Annotated in this window: 24 protein-coding genes and 2 tRNA genes; 11 read left to right on the forward strand and 15 right to left on the reverse strand. The window is 74.6% G+C overall.

The annotated features are described in order from the left end of the window. Nucleotides 1-44: 44 nt before the first annotated feature. From EAH89_RS14040 to EAH89_RS14080, 9 genes are all read right to left on the reverse strand, one after another. Complete coding sequence (locus EAH89_RS14040; protein ID WP_140884143.1) at nt 45-779, reverse strand: polysaccharide deacetylase family protein; 735 nt, start codon at nt 777-779, stop codon at nt 45-47. Nucleotides 780-804: 25 nt separating this feature from the next. Further along, a complete protein-coding gene (locus EAH89_RS14045; RefSeq protein ID WP_140884145.1) occupies nt 805-1,617 on the reverse strand; it encodes a glycosyltransferase family 2 protein in 813 nt (270 codons plus the stop codon). Between the two features lie 153 nt (nt 1,618-1,770). Next, nucleotides 1,771-1,847: transfer RNA gene (locus tag EAH89_RS14050), tRNA-Met, on the reverse strand. A gap of 29 nt (nt 1,848-1,876) precedes the next feature. Beyond that, nucleotides 1,877-2,977 carry a tRNA 2-thiouridine(34) synthase MnmA gene (mnmA, locus tag EAH89_RS14055; protein ID WP_140884148.1) on the reverse strand — a complete coding sequence of 367 codons (1,101 nt, stop codon included), beginning with the start codon at nt 2,975-2,977 and terminating at the stop codon, nt 1,877-1,879. Continuing rightward, entirely contained in the window at nt 2,974-3,663 is a 690-nt protein-coding gene (locus EAH89_RS14060) for a TenA family protein (protein WP_140884150.1), read from the reverse strand. The genes mnmA and EAH89_RS14060 overlap by 4 nt, the downstream gene beginning before the upstream one ends. Continuing rightward, nucleotides 3,660-3,986 carry a ferredoxin family 2Fe-2S iron-sulfur cluster binding protein gene (locus EAH89_RS14065; RefSeq protein WP_140884153.1) on the reverse strand — a complete coding sequence of 109 codons (327 nt, stop codon included), beginning with the start codon at nt 3,984-3,986 and terminating at the stop codon, nt 3,660-3,662. Before EAH89_RS14065 ends, EAH89_RS14060 begins: the two co-directional genes overlap by 4 nt. 34 nt (nt 3,987-4,020) lie before the next feature. Then, nucleotides 4,021-5,205 (reverse strand): cysteine desulfurase family protein, encoded by a 1,185-nt coding sequence (locus EAH89_RS14070; protein WP_140884155.1) that lies wholly within the window; start codon nt 5,203-5,205, stop codon nt 4,021-4,023. A gap of 52 nt (nt 5,206-5,257) precedes the next feature. Beyond that, nucleotides 5,258-6,367, reverse strand: a complete 1,110-nt coding sequence (locus tag EAH89_RS14075; RefSeq protein WP_140884157.1) for a cysteine desulfurase family protein — start codon at nt 6,365-6,367, stop codon at nt 5,258-5,260. After that, entirely contained in the window at nt 6,364-6,834 is a 471-nt protein-coding gene (locus EAH89_RS14080) for an Rrf2 family transcriptional regulator (protein ID WP_140884160.1), read from the reverse strand. The genes EAH89_RS14075 and EAH89_RS14080 overlap by 4 nt, the downstream gene beginning before the upstream one ends. A gap of 440 nt (nt 6,835-7,274) precedes the next feature. Here EAH89_RS14080 and EAH89_RS14085 point away from each other — a divergent pair, with 440 nt between their 5' ends. Continuing rightward, entirely contained in the window at nt 7,275-7,943 is a 669-nt protein-coding gene (locus tag EAH89_RS14085; RefSeq protein ID WP_140884162.1) for an alpha/beta hydrolase, read from the forward strand. Nucleotides 7,944-8,083: 140 nt separating this feature from the next. After that, the gene (locus tag EAH89_RS14090) at nt 8,084-8,431 is read left to right on the forward strand and encodes a hypothetical protein (protein WP_140884164.1); all 348 of its coding nucleotides are present in this window, start codon (nt 8,084-8,086) and stop codon (nt 8,429-8,431) included. A 13-nt stretch (nt 8,432-8,444) separates the two neighbouring features. Here EAH89_RS14090 and EAH89_RS14095 read toward each other — a convergent pair whose 3' ends face one another. Next, nucleotides 8,445-9,551: an anhydro-N-acetylmuramic acid kinase gene (locus tag EAH89_RS14095; protein ID WP_456306504.1), complete on the reverse strand. Its 1,107-nt coding sequence runs from the start codon at nt 9,549-9,551 to the stop codon at nt 8,445-8,447. 56 nt (nt 9,552-9,607) lie between these two features. Here EAH89_RS14095 and tyrS point away from each other — a divergent pair, with 56 nt between their 5' ends. Beyond that, a complete protein-coding gene (gene tyrS, locus EAH89_RS14100; RefSeq protein WP_408906294.1) occupies nt 9,608-10,855 on the forward strand; it encodes a tyrosine--tRNA ligase in 1,248 nt (415 codons plus the stop codon). A 6-nt stretch (nt 10,856-10,861) separates the two neighbouring features. Here the strand turns inward: tyrS and EAH89_RS14105 are convergent, their stop codons facing one another. Beyond that, nucleotides 10,862-11,890: a class I SAM-dependent methyltransferase gene (locus tag EAH89_RS14105; protein WP_140884169.1), complete on the reverse strand. Its 1,029-nt coding sequence runs from the start codon at nt 11,888-11,890 to the stop codon at nt 10,862-10,864. 104 nt (nt 11,891-11,994) lie between these two features. Further along, nucleotides 11,995-12,069: transfer RNA gene (locus tag EAH89_RS14110), tRNA-Val, on the reverse strand. Between the two features lie 169 nt (nt 12,070-12,238). Here EAH89_RS14110 and EAH89_RS14115 point away from each other — a divergent pair. The 6 genes from EAH89_RS14115 (at nt 12,239) to EAH89_RS14140 (ending at nt 18,004) form a co-directional block, all read left to right on the forward strand. Continuing rightward, nucleotides 12,239-13,117: an N-formylglutamate amidohydrolase gene (locus EAH89_RS14115; RefSeq protein WP_140884172.1), complete on the forward strand. Its 879-nt coding sequence runs from the start codon at nt 12,239-12,241 to the stop codon at nt 13,115-13,117. Nucleotides 13,118-13,362: 245 nt separating this feature from the next. Continuing rightward, nucleotides 13,363-14,130 (forward strand): transglycosylase SLT domain-containing protein, encoded by a 768-nt coding sequence (locus EAH89_RS14120; RefSeq protein ID WP_140884174.1) that lies wholly within the window; start codon nt 13,363-13,365, stop codon nt 14,128-14,130. 134 nt (nt 14,131-14,264) lie between these two features. Further along, nucleotides 14,265-15,620 (forward strand): chromate efflux transporter, encoded by a 1,356-nt coding sequence (gene chrA / locus EAH89_RS14125; protein WP_140884176.1) that lies wholly within the window; start codon nt 14,265-14,267, stop codon nt 15,618-15,620. Nucleotides 15,621-15,668: 48 nt separating this feature from the next. Next, nucleotides 15,669-15,947 (forward strand): metal/formaldehyde-sensitive transcriptional repressor, encoded by a 279-nt coding sequence (locus EAH89_RS14130; RefSeq protein WP_140884179.1) that lies wholly within the window; start codon nt 15,669-15,671, stop codon nt 15,945-15,947. Nucleotides 15,948-15,958: 11 nt separating this feature from the next. After that, nucleotides 15,959-17,095: a nickel/cobalt efflux transporter gene (locus tag EAH89_RS14135; protein ID WP_140884181.1), complete on the forward strand. Its 1,137-nt coding sequence runs from the start codon at nt 15,959-15,961 to the stop codon at nt 17,093-17,095. A gap of 21 nt (nt 17,096-17,116) precedes the next feature. Continuing rightward, the gene (locus EAH89_RS14140) at nt 17,117-18,004 is read left to right on the forward strand and encodes a cation diffusion facilitator family transporter (protein ID WP_140884183.1); all 888 of its coding nucleotides are present in this window, start codon (nt 17,117-17,119) and stop codon (nt 18,002-18,004) included. A 3-nt stretch (nt 18,005-18,007) separates the two neighbouring features. Here EAH89_RS14140 and EAH89_RS14145 read toward each other — a convergent pair whose 3' ends face one another. Continuing rightward, entirely contained in the window at nt 18,008-18,937 is a 930-nt protein-coding gene (locus tag EAH89_RS14145) for a LysR family transcriptional regulator (RefSeq protein WP_161993589.1), read from the reverse strand. 122 nt (nt 18,938-19,059) lie between these two features. Between EAH89_RS14145 and EAH89_RS14150 the strand changes: the two genes are divergently transcribed. Next, complete coding sequence (locus tag EAH89_RS14150) at nt 19,060-20,046, forward strand: dihydrodipicolinate synthase family protein (protein ID WP_140884189.1); 987 nt, start codon at nt 19,060-19,062, stop codon at nt 20,044-20,046. A 33-nt stretch (nt 20,047-20,079) separates the two neighbouring features. Here EAH89_RS14150 and EAH89_RS14155 read toward each other — a convergent pair whose 3' ends face one another. After that, a complete protein-coding gene (locus EAH89_RS14155; RefSeq protein ID WP_140884192.1) occupies nt 20,080-21,531 on the reverse strand; it encodes an N-acyl-D-amino-acid deacylase family protein in 1,452 nt (483 codons plus the stop codon). Nucleotides 21,532-21,641: 110 nt separating this feature from the next. On the opposite strand from EAH89_RS14155, the gene EAH89_RS14160 reads away from it, so the two are divergent. Further along, complete coding sequence (locus EAH89_RS14160; protein ID WP_140884194.1) at nt 21,642-22,283, forward strand: FUSC family protein; 642 nt, start codon at nt 21,642-21,644, stop codon at nt 22,281-22,283. On the opposite strand, the gene EAH89_RS14165 is transcribed toward EAH89_RS14160, so the two are convergent. Further along, complete coding sequence (locus EAH89_RS14165) at nt 22,220-22,675, reverse strand: YaiI/YqxD family protein (protein WP_456306503.1); 456 nt, start codon at nt 22,673-22,675, stop codon at nt 22,220-22,222. The two genes, EAH89_RS14160 and EAH89_RS14165, sit on opposite strands and share 64 nt — an antisense overlap. Between the last annotated feature and the right edge of the window lie 19 nt (nt 22,676-22,694).

A 22,694-nucleotide genomic window follows, 5' to 3' on the forward strand; every position in this document is an offset into this window, starting at 1 on the left:
GGAGGTTGCGTCATTCCCGCGGGAAGGCAACGGGTCCCGGCGCCTCAGCCGCGCAGCAGCGCCGGCAATCCCTCCCAGGCCTCGCGGGGCGTCGCGCGGAGAAGCCCGTCCAGCAGCCGCCAGGCGCCGGCGTCGTGGTCCAGGTGGTGGGCGAGGACGCCGAGCGGGACGGACCATTCCCCCTCCCGGCGCCGCTCCGCGAGGCCGCGGACGAGGCGGGCGACGAAGCGCCGCTCCCCGCGGCAGCGCGCCCGGGGCTTCCAGCGCAGCAGGTCCGCGTGGGCGTCAACCCGCTCCAGCCCCGACCACTCCGCGGCCATCCCGCCATAGCCCGAGACGGCCCGGAACCCCGCCGCCCGCAGGCCCGGGAGGAGCGGCGGCTGCAGCGCGTTCCAGGGCGGGGCATAGACCGGCAGGGCGGCCGGGAAGGCGGCGCGCAGCCGCGCGGCGCCGGCCCGGAGCGCGGCCGCGGCGGCCTCGGGGGGCGTGTCGTCCCGGAACTCCGCCGCGGGGCCGCCGCGCCGGTCGAGGTGGTCGGTCCCGTGCTGGATCACCGCGGCGTGCGGCGCCCTGGCCAGGCGCGCGGCGAGGGCCGGCAGCGCCTCCCCCTGCGGCACCACCGCGAGGGCGAGCGGGACCCCGTGCCGCGTGGTGAGGGCGAGGAGCGAGTCGAGCGCGGCCGAGGGCGCCCGCGCGTCGTCGTCGCGCAGCCAGAGGCGCGGCCGCCGCCCGGCCCGGTCCCAGCGCGCGAGCTCCCCGCGCAGGCGCCACCACCACACGCGCCGCGCTCCCCAGCCCCGGGCCTCAGTCCTCCGGCCGCTCGAGGTGCCCGCGAAGCGTCGCGAGCAGCGGGTAGAGCGCGGCCATGAGGGCGATCAGGAAGCCCCAGTGCCCCTCCCGCCAGCCGCGGCGGCGCACATAGGCCTTGTAGAACCGGCTGGCCGCGCGGAGGAGGTTGCGCGGCACCCCGCCCAGCTTCCCCGATTCCCGCAGGTCCGCCGCGTGCAGGCGCGAGTAGCGGTCGAGGCGCGCGAGCATGTCGGACACGTCCGTGTCCACGTCGTGCCGGAGGGCGCCGGGCAGGCGCGACCCCTCCAGCCCCGTGAAGCGGACCCGCGGGTGCACGCGCTGCGGCCCCCAGGACTTCGCGCCGCGCCGGTAGAGGCGGACCGCCGAGGAGGTGCCGAAGGAGCCGCCCCAGCCGTGGCGGATCAGCCGCCCGCCGACGTGGTTGTCGATCCGGACCTGGTAGTAGTCCGGCCCGCCCGGCGCCGAGACGACGCGCCGAACGGCGACGACGAGCTCGGCGTCGGGCATCTCGTCCGCGTCCAGCTCCAGCACCCACTCGCCGAGCGCGGCCTCAAGCCCCGCCCGCTTGCGGTCGCCCTCCAGCGGCCAGGCGCCCTCCACCACCACGGCGCCGAGGCGGCTGGCGAGGCCGACGGTGCCGTCGGTCGAACGGTCGGCGACGAGGATGACCTCGTCCGCGAAGGAGAGGGCGGCGAGGAGCGGCGGGATGCGCTCCGCCTCGTCGCGCACGCAGAGCAGCACGGAGAGGCGCGGGGCACCCGAGAGGCCGGGCGCGGCGAGGGCGCCCGGGCCGAAACCACCATCCATCGGAGCCATCCGCCAAACCCTCCCGTTCCCGCGGGGCTCGCGGACGAGGGTCGTCTAGGGGAGGAAGCTTACAGCGTTCTTTCGCGGCCCGGCCGGGAATGGCGCGGGGCGGAACGGCGGCGGGGGTGGGGACCGGCAGGTGGCGGCGCCGAATGGTAGCGGGAACCGGACTTGAACCGGTGACCCCGGCATTATGAGTGCCGTGCTCTAACCAGCTGAGCTACCCCGCCAGAGCGTGCCACCTGCCGGGGTCGCGGAACTATGCCGCCGGCGCCGAACTGTCAACCACGCGCCGCACGCTCGCGCGGATGAACCCGCCGCCGAGCACGCGGTCCCCGTCGTAGAGGACGCAGCCCTGGCCGGGGGCGGCGATCACGGGTTGCGCCGGGCTCACGACGAGGCGCCCCGAGGCCGCGTCCCAGGCGGCCGTCACGGGCTGCGGCTCCTCCCGCGCGCGGAACTTCGCGGTGGCGGCGAAGGCCCCCTCGGGCGGCGCGGCGAGCCAGTTCACCTCCCCCACAGTGACCTCCGGCACCGGGATCGCGGCGGCGGGCGCCACCACCACCCGGCGGCGGGCGGGGTCGAGGGCGGCGACGCGCAGCCCCGCCTCGCCGGGAAGGCCGAGCCCGCGGGCCTGGCCCACCGTGTAGCGCGCGAGGCCCTGATGGCGCCCGAGCACGCGCCCGACCCCGTCGACGATCTCGCCCGCCTCCGCCGCCTCGGGGCGGAGCCGCGCCACGAGGTCGTGGTAGCGGCCCTCCGGCACGAAGCAGATGTCCTGGCTGTCGGGCTTCTCCGCGACGGCGAGGCCCAGCCGCGCGGCCTCGCGCCGCACCGCCGCCTTGTCGGGCATGTCGCCGAGCGGGAAGCGGGCGAAGGCGAGCTGGTCGCGGGTGGTCGCGAAGAGGAAGTAGGACTGGTCGCGCGCGGGGTCCGCCGCGCGGTGCAGCTCGGCGCCGCCCGGCCCCTCGACGCGCCGGGCGTAGTGGCCGGTGGCCAGCGCCTCGCAGCCGAGGTCGCGCGCCAGCGCCACGAGGTCCTGGAACTTCACGGTCTGGTTGCAGCGCACGCAGGGGATGGGCGTCTCGCCGCGGGCGTAGCTGTCGGCGAAGTCGCCGATGACGGCGTCGCGGAAGCGGCTCTCGCGGTCGAGCACGTAGTGGGGGATGCCCAGGCGGTCGGCGACGTCGCGGGCGTCGTGGATGTCCTGGCCCGCGCAGCAGGCGCCCTTCTTCTGGACGGCCGCGCCGTGGTCGTAGAGCTGGAGCGTGGCGCCGATCACCTCGTGGCCGGCCTCGGCCAGCAGGCCCGCGACCACGCTGCTGTCCACGCCGCCGGACATGGCGACTAGGATCCTCACGCCGCGTCGAGCCCCATCTGCCAGAAGTCGGCCTCGAGCCGCGACGCCTCCGCGAAGACGCGCGCGAGGGAGGCGAGGCGGGCCGCGCCGCCATGGGTTTCGCCGAGCGCGTCCAGACGCTCCGCGGAGGCGCGCGCCACCGCCTGGTAGTCGGGGCTGGCGTACTGGACGATCCAGTTCTCGTAGGGATTCCCCTCGCGAAGGCGGCCCGGATGCGCCTCGATCCGCCGGGCGACCTCCCCGTAGCCGACCGTGCAGGGGGCGAGCGCCACCTCCAGGTCGAGGATGTCGCCCCGGAAGCCCTGGTCCATCACCCAGCGGGTGTAGCCGACGGTCTCGGGCGCCTCGGGCTCGGCCAGCACCGCGGCCTCGTCCAGCCCCCAGTCCCAGCAGTAGACGAGGTGCAGCTTCGTCTCGTCGAGGATGGCCTGCACGACGGCGCCCTTGGCCCACATGGCCTCCAGGCTCTCGGCCTTGACCACCGCCAGCGCCTGGGCGCGGGCGAACTGCACGAGGAAGAGGTAGTCCTGCACGAGGTAGCGCCGGAAGGCCGCCAGCGGCAGCGTGCCCTCGGCCAGGCCCCGCACGAAGGGGTGCCAGCAATAGGCGTCCCATTCCCGCGCCGCCGCCGACCGGAGGGCGCGGAACAGCCCGCCCTCGCGGCCGTAGGGGGCGGGAGGCGTCATCCGGCGTTCCGGCTGCCGGCGGGCAGCTTCACCACCAGACCGTCGAGCTTCGGCGTCATGATGAGCTGGCAGCCCAGGCGGCTGGTCTCCTGCAGGTCGAAGGCGAGGTCGAGCATGTCCTCCTCGTCCTCGGTCGGCGTCTCGAGCTTGGCGAACCAGCCGGCCTCCACGATGACGTGGCAGGTGGAGCAGGCGAGGCTGCCCTCGCAGGCGCCCTCGATGTCCACGTTGTGCTTGTGGGCGATCTCGAGCACCGAGAGCCCGAGCGGGGCCTCCACCTCGCGGCGCGTTCCGTCCCGCTCGACGAAGGTCATCTTCGGCATCGTTCTCTCCTCGCCCGCGGGCCGGTGGGGGCGTTCACTCCGCCGCCGCCCGGTGCCGCACCCCGTTCCAGGCCCGCGACAGCTCGGCCGCCGCACGGTCCACCTCGGCGGGCGAGGTAAAGCGGCCGATGCCGATCCGCAAGGTCGCGCGTGCCTCCGCCTCCGGCAGGCCGATCGCGCGGAGGACGTAGGAGGGCTCCACGCTGGCCGAGGAGCAGGCGCTGCCAGTCGAGACGCAGACCCCCGGCGCCGCCGCCATCACCGCCTGGGCGTCCACCCCGCCGGGCAGGGTGAGGTTGAGGTTGCCCGCCACGCGCCGCGCGCGGTCGCCGTTCACCCGCAGCCCCGGGATGCCCGCCTCCAGCGCCGCGAGGAAGCGGTCCCGCTGGCCGGCGATCCGGCCCTCGTCGAGCGCCATCTCGAGCCGCGCGATCCGCGCCGCCTCGCCGAAGCCGACCACGAGCGGCGCGGGCAGCGTGCCCGAGCGCAGTCCCCGCTCCTGCCCGCCGCCCGAGAGCAGCGGCGCGAGGCGCACCCGCGGGCGCCGGCGGACGTAGAGCGCGCCGATCCCCTTGGGCCCGTAGAGCTTGTGCGCGGAGAGGGAGAGGAGGTCGACGCCTAGCGCCCCGACGTCGAGCGGCATGCGCCCGGCCGCCTGGGCGGCGTCGGTGTGGAACAGGGCGCCCGCGGCGCGCGCCATGGCGGCGAGGGCCGCGATGTCCTGAACCACCCCGATCTCGTTGTTCACGGCCATGACGCTGACGAGGAGCGTCGGCACGGCAAGCGCCTCCCGCAGGGACTCGGGGTCGAGCAGCCCGTCGGGGCGCACCGGCAGGAACACCGGCTCGAAGCCCTCGGCCGCGAGGTCGCGTAGGCTCTCGAGGACGCATTTGTGCTCGGTGGCCAGCGTGACCACCCGGCGGCGCTCCGTGCCCTGGGCGGCCGCGAATCGGGCCGCGCCCTTGATGGCCAGGTTGTTCGACTCCGTCGCGCCGGAGGTGAAGACCACCTCCCTCGGCTCCGCCCCGATGAGATCAGCGACATGGGCCCGCGCCGCCTCCACCGCCGCCTCGGCCTCGCGCCCGAGCGCGTGCTCCACGCTTCCGGGATTGGCGAAGTTCGCCTCCCACCACGGGCGCATGGCCGCGAGCACGCGCGGGTCGGGCGGCGTGGTCGCGTGGTTGTCGAGGTAGGCGGGGCGGTTCGGGGCGGCCGTCATCCCCTCAAGATGGGCGAGGCGGGCCGCCCGGACGAGGCCCCGCGGGCGCGGATCAGCCCACCGCGCGGAGCGCCCCGCCCCCGTTCCCGGGGCGCAGGCGCGCGCGGACCGTGCGGTGGGCGGCCAGGAAGCGCTCCACCGCGTCGTCGGGCGCGTTCCAGGGCAGCGAGACCCGGATGGCCTCGCCCGCCGCCTCGCCGAGCCCCATGGCCGCCAGCACGGGGCTCCGCGCCACCTTGCCGGAGGAGCAGGCGGCGCCGGCCGAGACCCTGACACCCTCGAGGTCGAGGGCGATCACCTGGGTCTCCGCGGGGACGCCGGGCAGGACGAGGCAGGCGGTGTTCGGCAGGCGCGGCGCGCCCGCGCCGGCGACGGGCAGGCCGAGCGCGGCCTCGATCGCGTCCCGCATGGGCGCGAGGCGCGCGGCGGCGGCGGGATCGGCGGCCAGCGCGGCCGCGCCGAGACCGGCGATGGCGGGCAGCGCCTCGGTCCCGCCCCGGCGCCCGCGCTCCTGCCCGCCGCCCGCGACGAGGGGCGCGAGGTCCAGCCCCGGCCGCAGCAGCAGCGCGCCCGCGCCCTTGGGGCCGCCCATCTTGTGGCCGGAGACGGCCAGGCTGTCGGCCCCGCTCTCCGCGAAGGAAAGGGCGATGCGCCCGGCGGCCTGCACGGCGTCGAGGTGCAGCAGGGCGCCGTGCCGGCGGCAGAGGGCGGCGGCCTCGGCGAGCGGGTGGATCACGCCGGTCTCGTTGTTGGCGGCCATGAGGCAGACCAGGGCCGGGGCGCCCTCCGTCAGGGCGCGCGCCATGGCCTCGAGGTCGAGGGTGCCGTCGCCGAGGACGGGAAGCGTCTCCGCCCCCTCGGCGGCGCGCAGCACGGCCGGGTGCTCGGTGGCGCCGGCGAGGACGCGCCGCCCGCGCCGGAGGGAGGCGATGGCGAGCGCGTTCGCCTCGGTGCCGCCGGAGGTGAAGACCACGTCCCGCGCCGCCGCCCCGAAGCGCGCGGCCACCCGGGCGCGCGCCTCCTCCAGCACCCGCCGGGCCGCCCGCCCGTCGGCGTGGACGGAGGAGGGGTTGCCGACCAGGTCCAGGGCCGCGAGCGCCGCCGCCCGCGCCTCCGGCCGCAGCGGCTCGGTGGCGTTGGCGTCGAGGTAGAGGGGCGTCACCCCTCCTCCTCCCCCGGGCCGTTGCTCGCGACGGCCCCCGGCACGGGCACGGCGCGCCCCATCGTGCGCCCCTCCACCACGTCCTGGAGGGTGATGGCCGAGAGGAAGAAGCGCACCTGCTCGCCCAGCTCGCGCCAGAGGTCGCGCTGGTCGGGGGGCATGTCCGGGGTCTCCGCGGCCTCGGCGCCGCCGGCGATGGTGTCGTCCACGGCCTCCACGATCTCCGCCACCGTGATGGCGGAGGCGGCCCGGCCGAGGCGGTAGCCGCCGCCGGGCCCGCGGGCCGAGCGCACCAGGCCGGCGCGGCGGAGGCGGGCGAAGAGCTGCTCCATGTAGGCGGCCGACAGCATCTGCGCCTGGGCGATCTCCGCCAGCGTCACCGGCGCCCCCTTGGCACCGTCCAGTCCGCGTCGCGCCATCTCCGTCAGCGCCATCACGGCGTAGCGACCGCGGGTCGAAAGGCGCATGTCAGCCCCACCGCCCCGCCGGGCCCGCGAGGCCAGGACGGAGGCGGGCGGCAGCCATGCATACTGATTCATGAGGCCATGCCATGTTTTGGTTATGAATCCCGTCGGGCGATGCCTATATTGCGCTTGTCCCTCGTACCGGAAGGCCGCGTGGGGCAGATGGCACCCCCGGAACACGGATCGGACGCGCCGCCGTCGCCCCTGGCCACCCCCCTCCGCGGGGGCGGGGCCGGTTTGACGGAACGTTCTGAAACCGGTTCCATCGGCGGAACGGGCTCCGCCCGCGGCCTCCCTCGAGGGGCGCGGGTGGAACCCGCTCCGTCCGGGAGCGACTCCAGGATGGGGTCCCGGGTGCCGGCCATGAAGAAACAGGTGGGGCGGCCCTCCGCGGGGCACCGGCCCACCCCAGATAGACGCCCCTTGCGGGGCGGAAGGTGATGATGCCCGAGGTCATGTTCGCCGGTCCCGACGGTCGGCTCGAGGGTCGCTACCACCACTCCAAGCAGCCCAACGCGCCCACCGCCCTCATTCTGCACCCCCACCCGCTGCATGGCGGGACGATGAACAACCGCGTCGTGCACGCGCTCTACGAGCGCTTCCGGCTGATGGGCTTCTCCACGCTCCGCTTCAACTTCCGCGGCGTCGGCAAGAGCCAGGGCCGCTACGACGGCGGCATCGGCGAGATCTCGGACGGGACGGCGGCGCTCGACTTCCTGCAGGCGGTGAACCCGGCGGCCTCCATGCTCTGGGTGGCCGGCTACTCCTTCGGCGCCTATGTCGGCATGCAGGTGCTGATGCGGCGTCCGGAGATGGGCGGCTTCGTCTCCATCGCGGCGCCGGCCAGCCACTACGACTTCGGCTTCCTGGCCCCCTGCCCCTGCTCCGGCCTCATCCTGCACGGCGAGGCGGACGAGCTGGTGCCCGAGCCCTCCGTGCGGAAGCTGGTGGACAAGCTGAACACCCAGAAGGGTATCAAGATCGACTACCGGGTGATGGAGGGCGCGACCCACGTCTTCACCCCCGAGCAGACGGCGCGGGTGGCCGACGCCACGCAGGACCACGTCATGACGGTCCTCAACCGCGCGCGGATGTCGATGGCGGCGGACTGAACCTACTACCCGGAACGACGGCCAGGGGCGGCGCACCGAGAGGGCGCCGCCCCTTACCTTTTGCAAACCTGCCTTCTGCGGGCCGGCCTTGCCATTTCGTTTCGGAATCGATATTGAGGGCGCTTCAAGGGAAGCGACCCATGGCCAAGCGAATTACCCTTCACCAGCCGTCCACCGGCCTGACCAAGCAGGGTTTCTACGGCTTTTCCTGGACCACCTTGTTCTTCGGCACCCTGCCCGCCCTGTTTCGCGGCGACTTCGCCGTCTTCCTCGGCGGCTTCGCGGTTCTCTTCGCCCTGGGCATCGTCACCCTCGGGATCGGATCGCTCATCGCGATGGTCGTCTGGGCCTTCATGTACAACCGCTACTACACCCGCAAGCTGATCGAGCGCGGCTACGTCCTCGCGGGCTCCCCGGCGGAGAACGCCATGGCGGCCGGGTCGCTCGGCATGACCGCGCCCTCCGTCGCCGTCACCCACCCAGGCTGAGAAAAGGGCCCTTCTAGCTGAAGGCCGGCACCCGCCGGCCGCCCGTCATCGGCCGGGGTGCCCCGGTCGTGCCCGGGAAGGTCAGGGGCAGGCCGCGGGCGACGCGGGCGGCCAGCACCCCGAAGGCCTGGGCCTCCAGCGCGTCGCCGTCCCAGCCCTCGGCCTCCGCCGGGCGCAGGGGGGCCGCCAGCGCCGCCTCCAGCGCCCGCATCAGGGCCGGATTCCGGCGTCCCCCGCCCGCCACCAGCCACTGCCGCGGCGGCGCCGGGAGGTGGCGGACCGCGGCGGCGACGCAGGCCGCGCAGAAGGCCGCCAGCGTCGCCGCCGCGTCCGCCGGCGCCAGCCCCGGCACCCCGGCCTCCCGGATGGCGCGGTCGAAGTCGAGGCGATCAAGCGACTTGGGCGGCGGGGCCGCGAGGTAGGGGTGCGCCGAGAGCCGCGCCAGGACCGCCGCGTCCACCCGCCCCGCCGCGGCCAGCGCGCCGTCCCGGTCGCAGTCCTGGCCCAGCGCGCGGCGCGCGAGGTCGTCGAGCGGGCCGTTGGCGGGGCCGGTGTCGAAGGCGACGAGCTCGCCCCCCTCCCCGATCCAGGTCACGTTGCCCACGCCCCCGAGGTTGAGGAGGGCGACGGGCTTGGGCAGCGCCTCGGCCAGCACGCGGTGGAAGACGGGCACCAGCGGCGCCCCCTGCCCGCCCGCGGCCACGTCCGCCGAGCGGAAGTCGTGCACCACCTCCACCCCCGTGCGGCGGGCCAGCAGGGCGGGGTCGCCGATCTGCCAGGTGTGGCCGCGCTCGCCGGGGCGCGCGGCGGGGCGGTGCAGGATCGTCTGGCCGTGGAAGCCGATGAGGTCGGCGGGCGCACCGAGCGCCGCCACGGCCTCGGCGTGGTGCTCGGTCAGGCGCCGCGCGCAGTCCAGCAGCGCGGGGTCCCCGGCCAGGCGCCCCGCCGCGTGCAGGGCCGGCGCCGCGTCGAGCAGCGCCCGGAGGTCCCGCCGGAGCGCAGGGGGGTAGGGGATGGTCAGCGCCCGGCCGAAGCGCCCGACCCGTTCCCCGTCCGTCTCCACATAGGCGGCGTCCACCCCGTCGAGGGAGGTCCCGCTCATCAGCCCGATGGTTCGCAGCATGGCGCCAGTTGTGCTAGGCGCGGGGCGCTTTGCAAGGTCCGATTGACAGCTCGATGCCCGACAGCACGCCCGATATGACGAACGAGTTCCTGCGTCTGGCCCGCCAGCGCGGCTACATCCACCAGGTGACGGACGAGGCCGCGCTCTCGGCCCGCATGGCCGGGGGCGCCCTGCCCGCCTATGTCGGCTTCGACTGCACGGCGGACAGCCTGCATGTTGGCCACCTGCTGCCGATCATGCTGCTGCGGCTCTGGCAGAGATGCGGGCACAAGCCCGTGGCGCTGCTCGGCGGCGGCACCACGAAGATCGGCGATCCCTCGGGCCGCGACGAGGGGCGGCAGCTTCTGACGGCGGAGAAGATCGAGGAGAACAAGGCGGGCATCCGACGCAGCTTCGCCTCCTTCCTCGCCTTCGGCGACGGTGCGGGCGACGCGCTGATGCTCGACAACGCCGCCTGGCTCGACGGCCTCGCCTATATCCCCTTCCTCCGCGACATCGGCCGGCACTTCAGCGTCAACCGGATGCTGACGATGGACAGCGTGCGGCTGCGGCTCGACCGCGACCAGCCGCTCTCCTTCCTCGAGTTCAACTACATGCTCCTCCAGTCCTACGACTTCCTGGAGCTGCGGCGCCGCCACGGGGTCGCCCTCCAGATGGGCGGCAGCGACCAGTGGGGGAACATCGTCATGGGCGTGGAGCTGAACCGGCGGGTGGACGGGGCCGAGGTCTTCGGGGCCACGACGCCGCTGCTCGCCACCGCCTCCGGCGCCAAGATGGGCAAGACGGCGGCCGGCGCCGTCTGGCTGAACCCGGACCGCCTCGCGCCCTACGACTATTGGCAGTTCTGGCGGAACACGGAGGACGCCGATGTCGGCCGCTTCCTCCGCCTCTTCACCGAGCTGTCGGTGGAGGAGACGGAGCGGCTGGCGGCGCTCGGCGGCGCGGAGGTGAACGAGGCGAAGAAGATCCTCGCGACCGAGGCGACGGCCCTCCTCCACGGGCGCGAGGCCGCCGAGGCCGCGGCCGGCACGGCGCGCGCGACCTTCGAGCAGGGGGTGGCGGCCGACACCCTGCCCGCCATCACCGCCGCGCTCCCCGCCGGGCTGCTCGACCTCGCGGTCGCCGCCGGGCTCGCGGCCAGCAAGGGCGAGGCGCGGCGGCTGGTCGGCCAGTCCGGCCTGCGCCTGAACGACGAGGTCGTGACGGACCTCGCGCGGGAGGTGACGTTGGCGGACCTGCGGGACGGGGCGGCCAAGCTCTCGGCCGGCCGCAAGCGCCACGTCCTCGTCCGGGCGGGCTAGGGCGCCTCAGGCGCCGCGCTGCACCACGAGGCCGATGGAGGTGCTCACCTCTCCCTCGGCCTCGATCTTGAAGTGGGGCAGCGCGTAGGGCGGCGCGTCGACATAGGCGTCGAGCGGGCTGTCGCCGGGGTGGAGGTTCAGCGGCCAGACCGTGTGCCCGCGCGCCGCCAGCCGCTCGAGCAGCCCCTCGATGTCGCGCCGGCGGAAGAGGCTCAGCCCCGGCGTCTCCAGCGTGCGGTCGTTGGAGCCGAGGTTGAACTCGGTGGTGTGGACCGCGACCCCGCCCGGGCGGAGCGTCGCCAGCGAGTTCTCCACGAAGTCGAGCCCGGCCGCGATGCCGCCGAGGTGCTCGAAGCAGCAGGAGGACCAGCAGGCGTCGAAGCCCCGCAGCCCCGCCGGGATGGCGTTCATGTCGACGGGGCGGAAGCTCACGCGCTCGCGGAAGGCGGCCTCGTCCAGCAGCTCGGGGCGGTGAAGGCCCGAGAGGTCCGAGGAGTGCTGGCGCGTCTCGCTCCAGCCCTGGACGTCCACCACCCCGGGCGGCGCATCCGTCGCCACCACCGTCACCCCGTGCGAGGCGAGCATGGCCGGGATCGGCTCCGTCCCCACGCCGAAGCCGAGCGCGCGGGCGCCGGGGCGGATGGCGTCGGCGGCGCGGAGGGCGGCGAGGATCCAGCAGAACTCCCACTGCTTGCGGTGCGGGCGGGGGGTCTCCGCGATCGTCGCGCACCAGGCGGCGTAGTCGGGCTCGTCGAACTGGCCGGCGGTGCAGAGCTGGCTCGTCGGGCGGGCGAGGCTCGGCGGCTCGAGGATCCAGGGCACGAGCGGCGAGGCCGGGGGGGCGAGCAGCCAGACGGGAATCTGGTAGGCGGCGGGCTGGAGGGCGCGCCGGAGCGCCTCGGGCGAGGGGTGGCGGCGATGGGTCTCGATCTCCTCCGCGCCCGGCTCGCGGCCGAGGAGGAGGCGGAAGGCCCAGAGGACGGCCTCGCGCGGCAGGAGGGGCTCGAGCGGGCTCGCGGCGCGGGAGAAGAGCACCGGTCAGGCCCGGCGCGGGGGGGCGGGGAACGTCATCGCCCGATCATACATCGCCCGCAAGCGACGGGTCGATAACCGAAACGGAAGGAAATCAAGGGGGTGGATGGTGGGCGCAACAGGGATTGAACCTGTGACCCCCTCCGTGTCAGGGAGGTGCTCTCCCGCTGAGCTATGCGCCCATCCGCTACGGGAACCGGCGCACGTCGCCGGAGGCGGCCGTTTAGCGCGCCCTTCCCGCGGGGGCAAGCCTGTCGCGGCGGCCGCGGGCGCCCCATCTGTGGAAAAGCCCCGCCGCGCCAGCGCAAGCATGCGTGACAGACGCGCCCGGCTGTGGTGATTCGGAACAAGATGGACCTCCCGATCAAGTCCCCCGACCGCCTCGATTCGCCGCCGCCCTTCCTGCTCCAGCGGCCGGCGGAGCCGCTGGCGCCGCTGTTGCTCGCCTCGCCCCATTCCGGCCGGCACTACCCCGCCGCCTTCCTGGCCGACAGCCGGCTGGACCCCGTGGCGCTCCGGCGCTCGGAGGACGGCTTCGTGGAGGAGATCTTCGCCGGCGCCCCCGGCCTCGGCGTGCCGCTGCTGGCCGCCACCTTCCCCCGCGTCTACTGCGACGCGAACCGCGAGCCCTGGGAGCTCGACCCCGGCATGTTCGACGGGCCGCTCCCGGAATTCGTCAACAGCGCCTCGCCCCGCGTCGGCGCCGGGCTCGGCACGATCGCCCGCGTGGTCGCGAGCGGCGAGGCCGTCTACCGGCGCCGCCTCTCCTTCGACGAGGCGGCGGACCGCGTGCGGGGCCTCTGGGAGCCCTACCACGCCGCCCTCTCGGGCCTCATCGCGGAGACGACGCGGCGCTTCGGCGGCTGCCTGCTGATCGACTGCCACTCCATGCCCTCCCTGCCCGGCGAGAGCGGGCGGGTGGCGGACATGATCCTCGGCGACGCCCACGGCACCGCCGCCGCCCCGCGGGCGACGCGGCTGCTGGAGGAGGCGCTGTCGGGCCTCGGCTACCGGCTGCGGCGGAACGACCCCTACGCGGGCGGCTACGTCACCCGCCACTACGGGCGCCCGCGGGACGGGGTGCAGGTCATCCAGCTCGAGATCGCGCGCAGCCTCTACATGGACGAGCGGCGCGTGCAGCGCCTGCCCGGCCTCGCGACGCTCCGGGCCGACATGGACCGGCTGCTGGCCGCGCTGGTCGCCGCGGACTGGGACTTCCTGCGGGGCTGAGCGCCGCGCTGCGGCATGGGCAAAAAAAGAGGCGGTGCCCGAGGGCACCGCCGAGTTTAGGGAGGAAACGTCCAAGAAAGACAACGACGCGAAGTGGCGTCGCTGCAATGCACAACGTAGCGCCGAGGCTCGGGTTTCGCAAGGGGGTTGCCGCAGCGCACCAACACGCGAATGCGAAATTTTCGCCTTTCGTTCGCTGGCCGGCCATCGGGCAGCACTGGCACGGGTCTTGAGGTGAGGGCGTCATGCGCCTCCTCGCCCTTCTCCTCCTGCTGGTGCCCGGCCTGGCCCTTGCCCAGCCCTCCCCGACCGCGCTCTGCCGCGCGGCGATCGCCGCCGCCGAGCGGGAATACAGCATTCCCGCGGGCCTCCTGGGCGCCATCGGCCGCGTCGAGTCGGGGCGGCGGGACCCCGCCACGGGCGAGGAAGGGCCCTGGCCCTGGACGATGAACGCGGAGGGACGGGGCAAATTCTTCCCGACCAAGGCGGAAGCGGTTGCCGAGGTGGGGGCGCTTCGTGCCGGGGGCATGCGGATCATCGATGTCGGCTGCATGCAGATCAACCTGCACCACCACCCCAACGCCTTCGCCTCGCTCGAGGAGGCCTTCGACCCCCTCGCCAACGCGCGCTACGCCGCCCGCTTCCTCCAGGGCCTGCAGGCGAGCGCCGGGGACTGGATGGTGGCGGCGGGGCACTACCATTCCCAGACGCCGGGCCGCTCGGAGGCCTACCGCGCGCAGGTCGCGCTCCGCCTGCCGGAGGAGCAGCGCGCGGGGGCGGCGCCGTCCTGGCAGCCCGGCTGGTCCAACCAGCCCCGCGCCTCCTTCGGCATGGCGGGCCTGGCCGGCATGAGCATCCGCGCGTCCCCGCCGCCGACCGTGATCCGCACCGCCGGCGCCGCCCCCGAGGCCGGGCGCGGGCGCGACCTCGACGCCTACCGCGCCATGGCGATCCCGCTGGCGACGCGATCCGCCCCGCTCCTCCTCCGCGGCCTGCCGGGCGCCCGCGGCTGAGGCCGGGGGGCTCCGGCGGCCGCGGGTTCGGGCTAGGCTGCCCCACCCTCGCCCGGAGCCCCGCCCTGCGCCCCTCCCCTCCCCCTCCCGGCGCGGGCCTCCCGCCGCCCGATCCCTCCCACGCGCGGGACGCGATGCCCGGCCCCGACCTCCCGGGCCGCGGCGCCCTGCCGGCGCTTCCGGGCTTCGGGGCGGCGCTGCGGGTCTGGCTGCGGATCGGCCTGCTCTCCTTCGGCGGCCCCGCCGGGCAGATCGCCCTTCTCCACCGCGAGGTCGTGGACGAGCGGCGCTGGATCTCCGACGCCCGCTTCCTGCACGCGCTCAACTTCTGCACCCTCCTGCCGGGGCCGGAGGCGCAGCAGCTCGCCACCTATCTCGGCTGGCTGCTGCACGGGGTGCGGGGCGGGGTGGCGGCGGGGGTTCTCTTCGTGCTGCCGGGCATGGCGGTGATGCTCGCGCTCTCGATCCTCTACGTCACCCTGGGCGAGGTGCCGCTGGTGGCGGGGCTGTTCTTCGGCCTTCGCTGCGCGGTGCTCGTGCTGGTCGTCGAGGCCCTGCTCCGCGTCGCGCGGCGGGCGCTGCGGACGCGGGCGGCCTGGGCCCTGGCCGCGGCCGCCTTCGCCGCCCTCTACGCCCTCGCCGTGCCCTTCCCCGCGGTGGTGCTGGCGGCCGGCCTCGTCGGCTTCCTCGCGCCCGGGGCCTTCCGCGGCGCCGCCCACGGCGCGGCGCGGGACGGCCCGCCCGCCCTGCTGGACGCCGTGATGGCCGCCGACCCCGGCCGCCCGGCGCGGCTGGCGGCCAGCGCCTGGCGCGCGGGCTGGGCCGCGGTCGCGCTCTGGCTCCTGCCGGTCGCGGGCCTGGCGCTGGGCGGCGCCGGCGTCCTCGCGGACGTCGCGCTGTTCTTCTCGAAGCTCGCGGTGGTCACGGTGGGCGGAGCCTACGCGGTGCTCGCCTACGTCGCGCAGGAGGCCGTGCAGGGCTATGGCTGGCTGCGGCCGGAGCAGATGCTGGTCGGCCTCGGCCTGGCCGAGACCACGCCCGGGCCGCTGGTGCTGGTGCTGCAGTTCGTGGGCTTCCTCGCCGGCTACGGCGCGGGCGGGCTGGGCGAGGCCGTGCTGGCCGCGCTCCTGACGGTCTGGGTGACCTTCGCGCCCTGCTTCGCCTTCATCTTCCTCGGGGCCCCCTACGTGGAGCGGCTGCACGCCAACCGGGCGCTGACGAGCGCGCTGGCGGCGGTCACGGCGGCGGTGGTGGGGGTGATCGCGAACCTCGCGCTCTGGTTCGGGCTGCGGGTGCTCTTCGCCGCGGTGCACCGGGTCCAGGCGGGGCCGCTGGCGCTGGACCTGCCGGTGGCCGCGAGCCTCGACCCCCTCGCGCTCGGCCTCGCGGCCCTGGCGGCGGCGCTGCTCTTCGGCACGCGGCTCGGGCTGCTGCCCACGCTCGGCGCCACGGCGGCGGCGGGGCTGGCCGCGCGCCTCGCCTTCGGGTGAACGGGCGAAGCGCTTGCATAGGGTAGCCCCCTACCCCACTTGCGGCGCATGACCCACACCATCCGCGACCGGGCCAAGCTGCTGGCCCGCGTCCGCCGCATCCGCGGCCAGGTCGAGGCCGTGGAGCGCGCGCTCGACGGCGAGGCCGATTGCGAGCGCGTCATGCACCTTCTCGCCAGCACCCGCGCGGCCATGGCGGGGCTGATGGCGGAGGTGGTGGAGGACCACGTCCGCTCGCACCTCGTGGACGCGGAGAAGCACCCGGGCGCGCTGGACGAGGAAGCGGTCGACCAGCTTCTCGCCGTCGTCCGCACCTACATGAAGTAAGGCGACCTCCCATGGGATCCTTCGGCGAGATCATCCAGCAGGGCTCGGCCCATGCCTGGCTGTTCATCCCCTCCGCCATCCTGCTCGGCGCGCTGCACGGGCTGGAGCCCGGGCACTCGAAGACGATGATGGCGGCCTTCATCGTCGCCGTGCGCGGGACGGTGCCGCAGGCGGTGCTGCTCGGCCTCTCGGCCGCGCTGTCGCACACGGCGGTGGTCTGGGCGGTGGCGCTGGTCGGCCTCCACTACGCCGGCCGCTTCGACGCCGAGACCTCCGAGCCCTATTTCCAGCTTCTCTCGGCGGTGATCATCGTCGGCGTGGCGGCCTTCATGCTCTGGCGAAGCTGGCGCGACGCGCAGGGGGGGCATGAGCACGCGCACGACCATGGGCACGGGCATGGTCACGGGCACCACGCGCACGCGGAGGCGGTGCGGCGCATCGACACCGGGCACGGGGTGGCGGCGCTGGAGGTCTTCGAGGACGGGGTGCCGCCGCGCTGGCGCCTGCGCTTCGAGGGCGCGCCCGCCTGGGCCGCGGCAGGGGTGAGCCTGGAGACGATCCGACCCGGCGGCGCGCGGCAGTCCTTCGCCTTCGCCGACCGCGGCGGCTACCTCGAATCGCTGCAGGAGGTCCCGGAGCCGCACGCCTTCGACGCCCGCCTCCGCCTCGCCCATGGCGGCCACGCGCACGAGTACGCCCTCGCCTTCGAGGAGCACGGGCATGACCATGGCGCGCTCCCGGCCGCGGAGGCCGGCTACCAGGACGCGCACGCGCGCGCCCATGCCGAGGACATCCGGCGGCGCTTCACCGGGCGGGAGGTCACGACCGGGCAGATCGTCCTCTTCGGCCTGACGGGCGGCCTCATCCCCTGCCCCGCGGCCATCACGGTGCTCATGCTGTGCCTGCAGCTTCGCGAGTTCAGCCTCGGGGTGGCGCTGGTGCTCTGCTTCTCGGCCGGCCTCGCGGCGGTGATGGTCGCGGTCGGCGTCGGCGCCGCCTACGGGATGCGCCACGCGGAGCGGCGCTGGTCCGGCGCCTTCGAGGCGGTGACGCGGCGCGCGCCCCTTGTCTCGGCAGGGGTGATCCTCCTCGTCGGCCTCTACATGGGCTGGCACGCCTGGGCCGGGCTGGCCCGCGCCGGCGCCTGACCGGTGGCGGAGGGGGGCGGGATGAGCCGGATCATGCGGGCGGCCTGGGGCAGCCTGGCCGTCAGCCTCGTCGCGCTCGGGCTGAAGCTTGCGGCTTGGTGGGTCACGGGCAGCGTCGCCCTCTACTCCGACGCGCTGGAGACGATCATCAACGTGGTCGCCGCCGTCGCCGCGCTGCTGGCGCTCCGCGTCAGCGCGCGCCCGGCGGATCCGGGCCATCCCTACGGGCACCAGAAGGCCGAGTACTTCTCGGCGGTGCTGGAGGGGATGATGGTGATCGGCGCCGCCGCCGCCATCCTGCACGAGGTCTACGGCGCCTGGGCCCACCCGGCCGTGCCGGACGCGCCGCTGCTCGGCATGGCGATCAACGGCGCGGCGACGGTGCTGAACGCGGCCTGGGCGGCCTACCTCCTTCGCGCCGGGCGCGCCTGGCGCTCCCCCGCCATCCTGGCCAGCGGGCGGCACGTCCTGACGGATGTCTGGACCTCGGCCGGCGTGCTGGTGGGCTTCGCGCTGGTGCCGCTGACGGGCTGGGCTTGGCTGGACCCGGCCCTGGCCGGGCTCGTCGCCGTGAACATCGTCTGGACGGGCGTCTCGATGGTGCGCGATTCGGTCGGCGCGCTGATGGACCGCGCCCTCGACCCAGCGATGCTCGCCGCCGTCCGGCGCGTCATCGCCGAGGGGGCGGAGGGCGCGCTCGAGGCGCACGACCTTCGCACGCGCGCCTCCGGCGACGTGAGCTTCGTGGAGTTCCACCTCGTCGTCCCCGCGGCCATGACGGTGGGAGAGGCGCACGCGATCTGCGACCGGCTGGAGGACGCGCTGCGGGCGGAGATCGGCGAGGCGGTGATCACCATCCACCTCGAGCCCGAGGGGCAGGCGCAGCGGCGGGGCGTGCCCGTGCTCTAGGGATCAGGCCTCCGGAGGCGGGTCGCCGGCGGCCTCGGCGACCAGCGCGCGCATCCAGCGGTGCCCGGCGTCGCGGTCGTCGCGGGTGTGCCAGACCTGCAGGAAGCGGAGCGGCGGCACCGGTACCGGGATCGGCGGCGGGAAGAGCAGCAGCTCGTCGCGCCGGGCGTGGAGCGAGACGAGACGCTCCCGGACATGGCCGACGAGGTCCGTGCCGAGGATCACGGCGGGCACGGCGACGTAGTGCGGCAGCACCGCCACGACCCGCCGCGCCATCCCCAGACGGGCGAGGATCTCGTCGAGCTCGATCCCGACATGCCGCGGTCCCGCGACGGTGACGTGCGCGGCGGCGAGGTAGTCCCCCAGACCCAGCCGCCCGTCCCGGAGCAGCGGGTGGCGCCGGTCCACCACGCAGGCGAGCGCGTCCGTGTAGAGCTGTTGCGAGAGCAGCCCGTCCGCGAGCTGCGGCAGGACGCCGAGGCCGATATCGGCCGCGCCCGCCGCCACCATCTCCCCCGCCTCCCCGGCGCCGCTGCCGAGGATGGCCAGGTCCACGCCCGGCGCCCGCTGGCGGACAAGCGAGACGAGGCGGGGCAGCACCTCCAGCGTCATCACCTCCGTCATCGCGAGGCGGAAGCGGCGGCGGACGGTCGCGGGGTCGAAGCTCGTCCGGCTGCCGAGGGCGGCGCGGACATGGGCGAGGGCGGCGCGGACCGGGACGTGCAGGTCCTGCGCCCGCTGCGTCGGCTGCATGCCCCCGGGCCCTCGGGTGAAGAGCTCGTCCTCGAAGAGGTGCCGCAACCGGCGGAGCGCGTGGCTGACGGCGGGCTGGGTCAGACGCACCTGGGCGGCGGCGCGGGTCACCTGGCGCTCCGCCATGAGGGCGTCGAAGACGACGAGGAGGTTCAGGTCCACGCGGGAGAGGTCGATCATGCCGCGCGCATCATGCACCGCGTTGATGGTGCGATGAATAACTATAGATGGATTTCTGGTCGCCAGCGCCGCCATATGCCCTCGTCGTCCCGCACCGAGAGGCGGGGCCGGAGAGGAACGCCATGAGCACCATCGGCCACCGGCGCTACGTCGCCCTGCTGCTGCCCTTCGACGAGACCATGAAGGTCGACGAGGCCGCCTTCCGCCGCTACGTCCGCTACTACGCCGACGACGCGCGCTTCGCGAAGGAGGGCGGGCTCTGCGTGAACCCCGAGGCGGGCGAGATCTTCTATCTCACGCGGGAGGAGAAGCGCCGCGTGCTCGAGATCGCGATGGAGGAGGCGCACGGCAAGCTTCCGATCATCGCCGGCACCTGGGCGCTCCGCACCGAGGAGATGGTGGAGACCGCGCGCGACGCGAAGGCGCTCGGCGTCGACGGCATCTTCGTGACGCCCCCGGGCGGCGCGCAGGACGTCACCTCCTGCTGGGACGCGGACACCTATCCCGAGATTTGGCTCGACACCGTTATCGCTCAGGACCGGGCGGTGGACCTGCCGATCATCACGCACCCCGTCAGCGGCAGCGACTTCCCCTTCTACCCAGGCCTGCCCGTGAAGGCCGCGCTGCACATGTGCCGCGAGGTGCCGAACATCGTCGGCTGGAAGATGACCTACACCTATGACGGCTTCCGGATCGTGGCGAAGGGGCTGCGCAGCCTGAACAGGCCCGTCGCCATCATGGGCGCGCTGGCGTCCCGCTTCCACGAGTACCGCGCGACCGGCATGTTCGACGGCACGCTGAGCGGCTTCTGGACCTTCGCCAAGGAGCCCATGCTCGACCACCTCGAGGCCTGGGACCGCCGCGACCTCGAGGGCGCCTGCCGGGTCTGGGACAGCGGGCTGGTCAACCTGCACGAGTACATCGCGGACATGGGCCGGCTGCACATCCGCTATAAGACCGCGGCCTGGCTGCGCGGTCTGATCCCGAGCCCCTTCATGCGCTCGCCGATGCCCAAGCCCAAGCCGGAGGAGATCGACACGATCTACAGCCTGCTGAAGGCGCTGAACCTCTCCGTCATCGACCGGAGCGACCTGAAGCGCGCGGCCTGAGGCCGGCGCGGGCGCCGCGGGGCGCCCGCGTCCTCAGCGGTTGCGGGTGACCAGCCGGCCGGGCTTCTCGCCGGTCGCGCCCCTGGCCGCGGCATAGGTCGGCACGCCGTTGCACCAGACCTCCTCGATCCCCTCGGAGAGCTGCTTCGGGTCCTCGAAGGTCGCGCGGTCGCGCACCGTGTGGGGGTCGAAGAGCACGATGTCGGCCATCGCCCCCTCCTGCAGCACGCCGCGGTCGGTCATGCCGAAGAGCTCCGCCGCCTGCCCCGTCATCTTGTGCACGGCGGTCTCGAGGCTGAAGAGGCGGATGTCGCGGACGTAGTGGCCGAGCACGCGCGGGAAGGTGCCCCAGAGCCGCGGGTGCGGGTGCGCGTCGTGCGGGATGCCGTCCGAGCCGATGACGGAGAGCGGGTGGGCGAGGATGCGCCGCACGTCCTCCTCGTCCATCTGCCAGGTGACCTGCCCGGCCGGCAGCAGGCGGGCGGCGGCGGTCTTGATGTCGGTGTTCCAGCCGCGGGCGACGTCCTTGAGGTACTTCCCGGCCATCTCGGGGTGCGGGACCGACCAGGTGACCATCACCTCCACGTCGTCGCGCAGCTTGTCCGGCATCAGCACGGTCGAGCCCGCGGGGTAGGGGTAGACGTCGAAGGAGAGGCTCTGCGTGCGCGCGTATTCCGCGAGCAGCGGCAGGGTCTGGGTGGAGCGGCCGTAGTTCTCGGGCATGGAGCACTTGTGGTGGCTGACATGCACGGCGACGCCGGCGCGCTTGCCGATCTTCGCCGTCTCCTCGATCGAGGCGAGGATGCGGTCAGCCTCGTCGCGCATGTGCGTGCAGTAGAGGCCGCCAAAGGGACGGATCGCCTCGGCGACGGCGATCACCTCCTCGGTCTTCGCCTCGGCGTTGGGCGGGTAGTAGAGGCCGGTCGAGAAGCCGCTCGCCCCCTCCCCCATGGCCTGGCGCAGCCGGTCCTGCATGCGCGCGATCTCGACGTCGCGCGCGGGGCGGTAGACGTCGCCCCCCATGGCCTCCACCCGCAGGGTCTGGTGGCCGACGAAGGCGTAGGTGTTCACCTCCGAGCCGCGGGTCCGCAGTGCGTGGGCGTAGTCGCCGAAGCTGTCGAACTCCCACCAGCTCTCGTCGCCCAGCAGGTCCAGCGGCGGGACGGGCCTCGCCGTCAGGCGGAGCGGCGCGAGGCTGATGCCGCAGTTGCCGACCACCACCGTCGTCACGCCCTGGCTCGTCTTGCAGGTCGTGCACTCGGGGCCGCAGAGGACGGCGCGGTCGTCATGGGTGTGGCTGTCGATGAAGCCGGGGGCCAGCGCCTTGCCCGTCGCGATCACCTCGCGGTCCGCCGTCGCGGCCCCAAGGTCGCCCACCCCCACGATCCGGTCGCCCCGCAGGCCCACGTCGCCCAGGCGGCGTGGGGCGCCGGTGCCGTCGAAGAGGGTGGCGTCGCGGATGATGGTGTCGCAGCGGAGTGCCATGTCGAAGCCTTGCCGAAGGGGTCGGGCATGATGGCCCCGCGCGCCCCCGCGATCCAGGCCCAGGCGGCACGCGCCGGGAACCTTGGCCGCGCCCGCGTCTTCTTGGGGTGATGCAGACCGCCCCCTCCCCACCCGTTTCCCCGCCGGACGGCCCGGCGGGCGCGCGCCTCGCCGGGCGGATCGATCGCCTCCAGCGCCGGGTGACCGACCTCACCAAGGCAATGCCCCTCGCGGAGCGCCTCGGCGCCGGCGCGCAGCAGGCGCTGCTCTCGGCGGTCGGTGCCGTCGTCGCCTACCTCCCCACCCAGGCGCTCGGCCTGCGCGAGGGCTTCTGGGGCGCCATCACCGCCATCGCCGTGATGCAGACGGAGTTCGGCGCGGCCCGGAACACGGGGCGGGACCAGGTGATCGGCTCGGCGATCGGAGGCGCGATCGCGGTGGCCGTGGTGCTGACCCTCGGGCAGGGCCTGGGCTTCTACATCCTGGCCGTGGTGCTCTCGGTGCTCGCCTGCGCCGCGCTCAACGTCGGCTCGGCGAGCCGGCTGGCCGCGATCACGGCGACCATCATCATCCTCGTGCCCCATTCGGGCTCGCCGCAGCACATGCTCCTCTCCCGGGTCGGGGAGGTCGCCTGGGGCGCGCTGGTCGGGCTCGGCCTCGTCTGGCTCTTCCAGCGGCTGCGGGAGGCTCAGTCCGAGAAGAAGTCGGGCATGGCCGGCGGCGGCGGCGCCGGGCCGCGCATCGCCCGCTGAACCGTCGTCTCCAACGCCTGGAGGAAGCGGGAGCGGTTGTCGGCGCTGAAGCTGGAGTGGCGTGTCTGGCCGTTCGTCACCTCCCGCATGTGGCGGGAGATCTCGCGCCCGGCGAGGGCCTGGCCGATGTTGGTGGTGTCCCAGACCTTGCCGCTCGGCGAGACCGCGTGGCCCCCGGCCGCGAGGCAGCGGGAGGCGAGCGGGATGTCGGCGGTGACGCAGATGTCGCCAGGGCGGATCGAATCCGCGATCCAGTCGTCCGCCACGTCCGGGCCGTCCGCCACGATGACGCGCCGCACCCAGTCCGGCAGCCGCACCCCGCGCGAGCCGTTGGCGACGACCGTGACGGGCAGGCCGTGCCGCTCGGCGACACGGAAGGCCTCGTCGCGCACCGGGCAGGCGTCCCCGTCG

The organism is Muricoccus nepalensis (assembly GCF_006438825.1).
Classification (GTDB): Bacteria; Pseudomonadota; Alphaproteobacteria; order Acetobacterales; family Acetobacteraceae; genus Roseomonas; species Roseomonas nepalensis.

Excerpts from the sequence above, each read along its gene's own strand:
- tyrS (WP_408906294.1), top strand. The coding sequence starts at position 9,608 with ATGCCCGACAGCACGCCCGATATGACGAACGAGTTCCTGCGTCTGGCC.
- EAH89_RS14115 (WP_140884172.1), top strand. The coding sequence starts at position 12,239 with ATGGACCTCCCGATCAAGTCCCCCGACCGCCTCGATTCGCCGCCGCCC.
- EAH89_RS14070 (WP_140884155.1), bottom strand. The coding sequence starts at position 5,205 with ATGACGGCCGCCCCGAACCGCCCCGCCTACCTCGACAACCACGCGACC.
- EAH89_RS14120 (WP_140884174.1), top strand. The coding sequence starts at position 13,363 with ATGCGCCTCCTCGCCCTTCTCCTCCTGCTGGTGCCCGGCCTGGCCCTT.
- EAH89_RS14060 (WP_140884150.1), bottom strand. The coding sequence starts at position 3,663 with ATGACGCCTCCCGCCCCCTACGGCCGCGAGGGCGGGCTGTTCCGCGCC.
- chrA (WP_140884176.1), top strand. The coding sequence starts at position 14,265 with ATGCCCGGCCCCGACCTCCCGGGCCGCGGCGCCCTGCCGGCGCTTCCG.
- EAH89_RS14140 (WP_140884183.1), top strand. The coding sequence starts at position 17,117 with ATGAGCCGGATCATGCGGGCGGCCTGGGGCAGCCTGGCCGTCAGCCTC.
- EAH89_RS14080 (WP_140884160.1), bottom strand. The coding sequence starts at position 6,834 with ATGCGCCTTTCGACCCGCGGTCGCTACGCCGTGATGGCGCTGACGGAG.
- EAH89_RS14045 (WP_140884145.1), bottom strand. The coding sequence starts at position 1,617 with ATGGATGGTGGTTTCGGCCCGGGCGCCCTCGCCGCGCCCGGCCTCTCG.
- EAH89_RS14160 (WP_140884194.1), top strand. The coding sequence starts at position 21,642 with ATGCAGACCGCCCCCTCCCCACCCGTTTCCCCGCCGGACGGCCCGGCG.
- EAH89_RS14135 (WP_140884181.1), top strand. The coding sequence starts at position 15,959 with ATGGGATCCTTCGGCGAGATCATCCAGCAGGGCTCGGCCCATGCCTGG.
- EAH89_RS14085 (WP_140884162.1), top strand. The coding sequence starts at position 7,275 with ATGCCCGAGGTCATGTTCGCCGGTCCCGACGGTCGGCTCGAGGGTCGC.
- EAH89_RS14130 (WP_140884179.1), top strand. The coding sequence starts at position 15,669 with ATGACCCACACCATCCGCGACCGGGCCAAGCTGCTGGCCCGCGTCCGC.
- EAH89_RS14065 (WP_140884153.1), bottom strand. The coding sequence starts at position 3,986 with ATGCCGAAGATGACCTTCGTCGAGCGGGACGGAACGCGCCGCGAGGTG.
- EAH89_RS14150 (WP_140884189.1), top strand. The coding sequence starts at position 19,060 with ATGAGCACCATCGGCCACCGGCGCTACGTCGCCCTGCTGCTGCCCTTC.
- EAH89_RS14090 (WP_140884164.1), top strand. The coding sequence starts at position 8,084 with ATGGCCAAGCGAATTACCCTTCACCAGCCGTCCACCGGCCTGACCAAG.
- EAH89_RS14155 (WP_140884192.1), bottom strand. The coding sequence starts at position 21,531 with ATGGCACTCCGCTGCGACACCATCATCCGCGACGCCACCCTCTTCGAC.
- EAH89_RS14145 (WP_161993589.1), bottom strand. The coding sequence starts at position 18,937 with ATGATCGACCTCTCCCGCGTGGACCTGAACCTCCTCGTCGTCTTCGAC.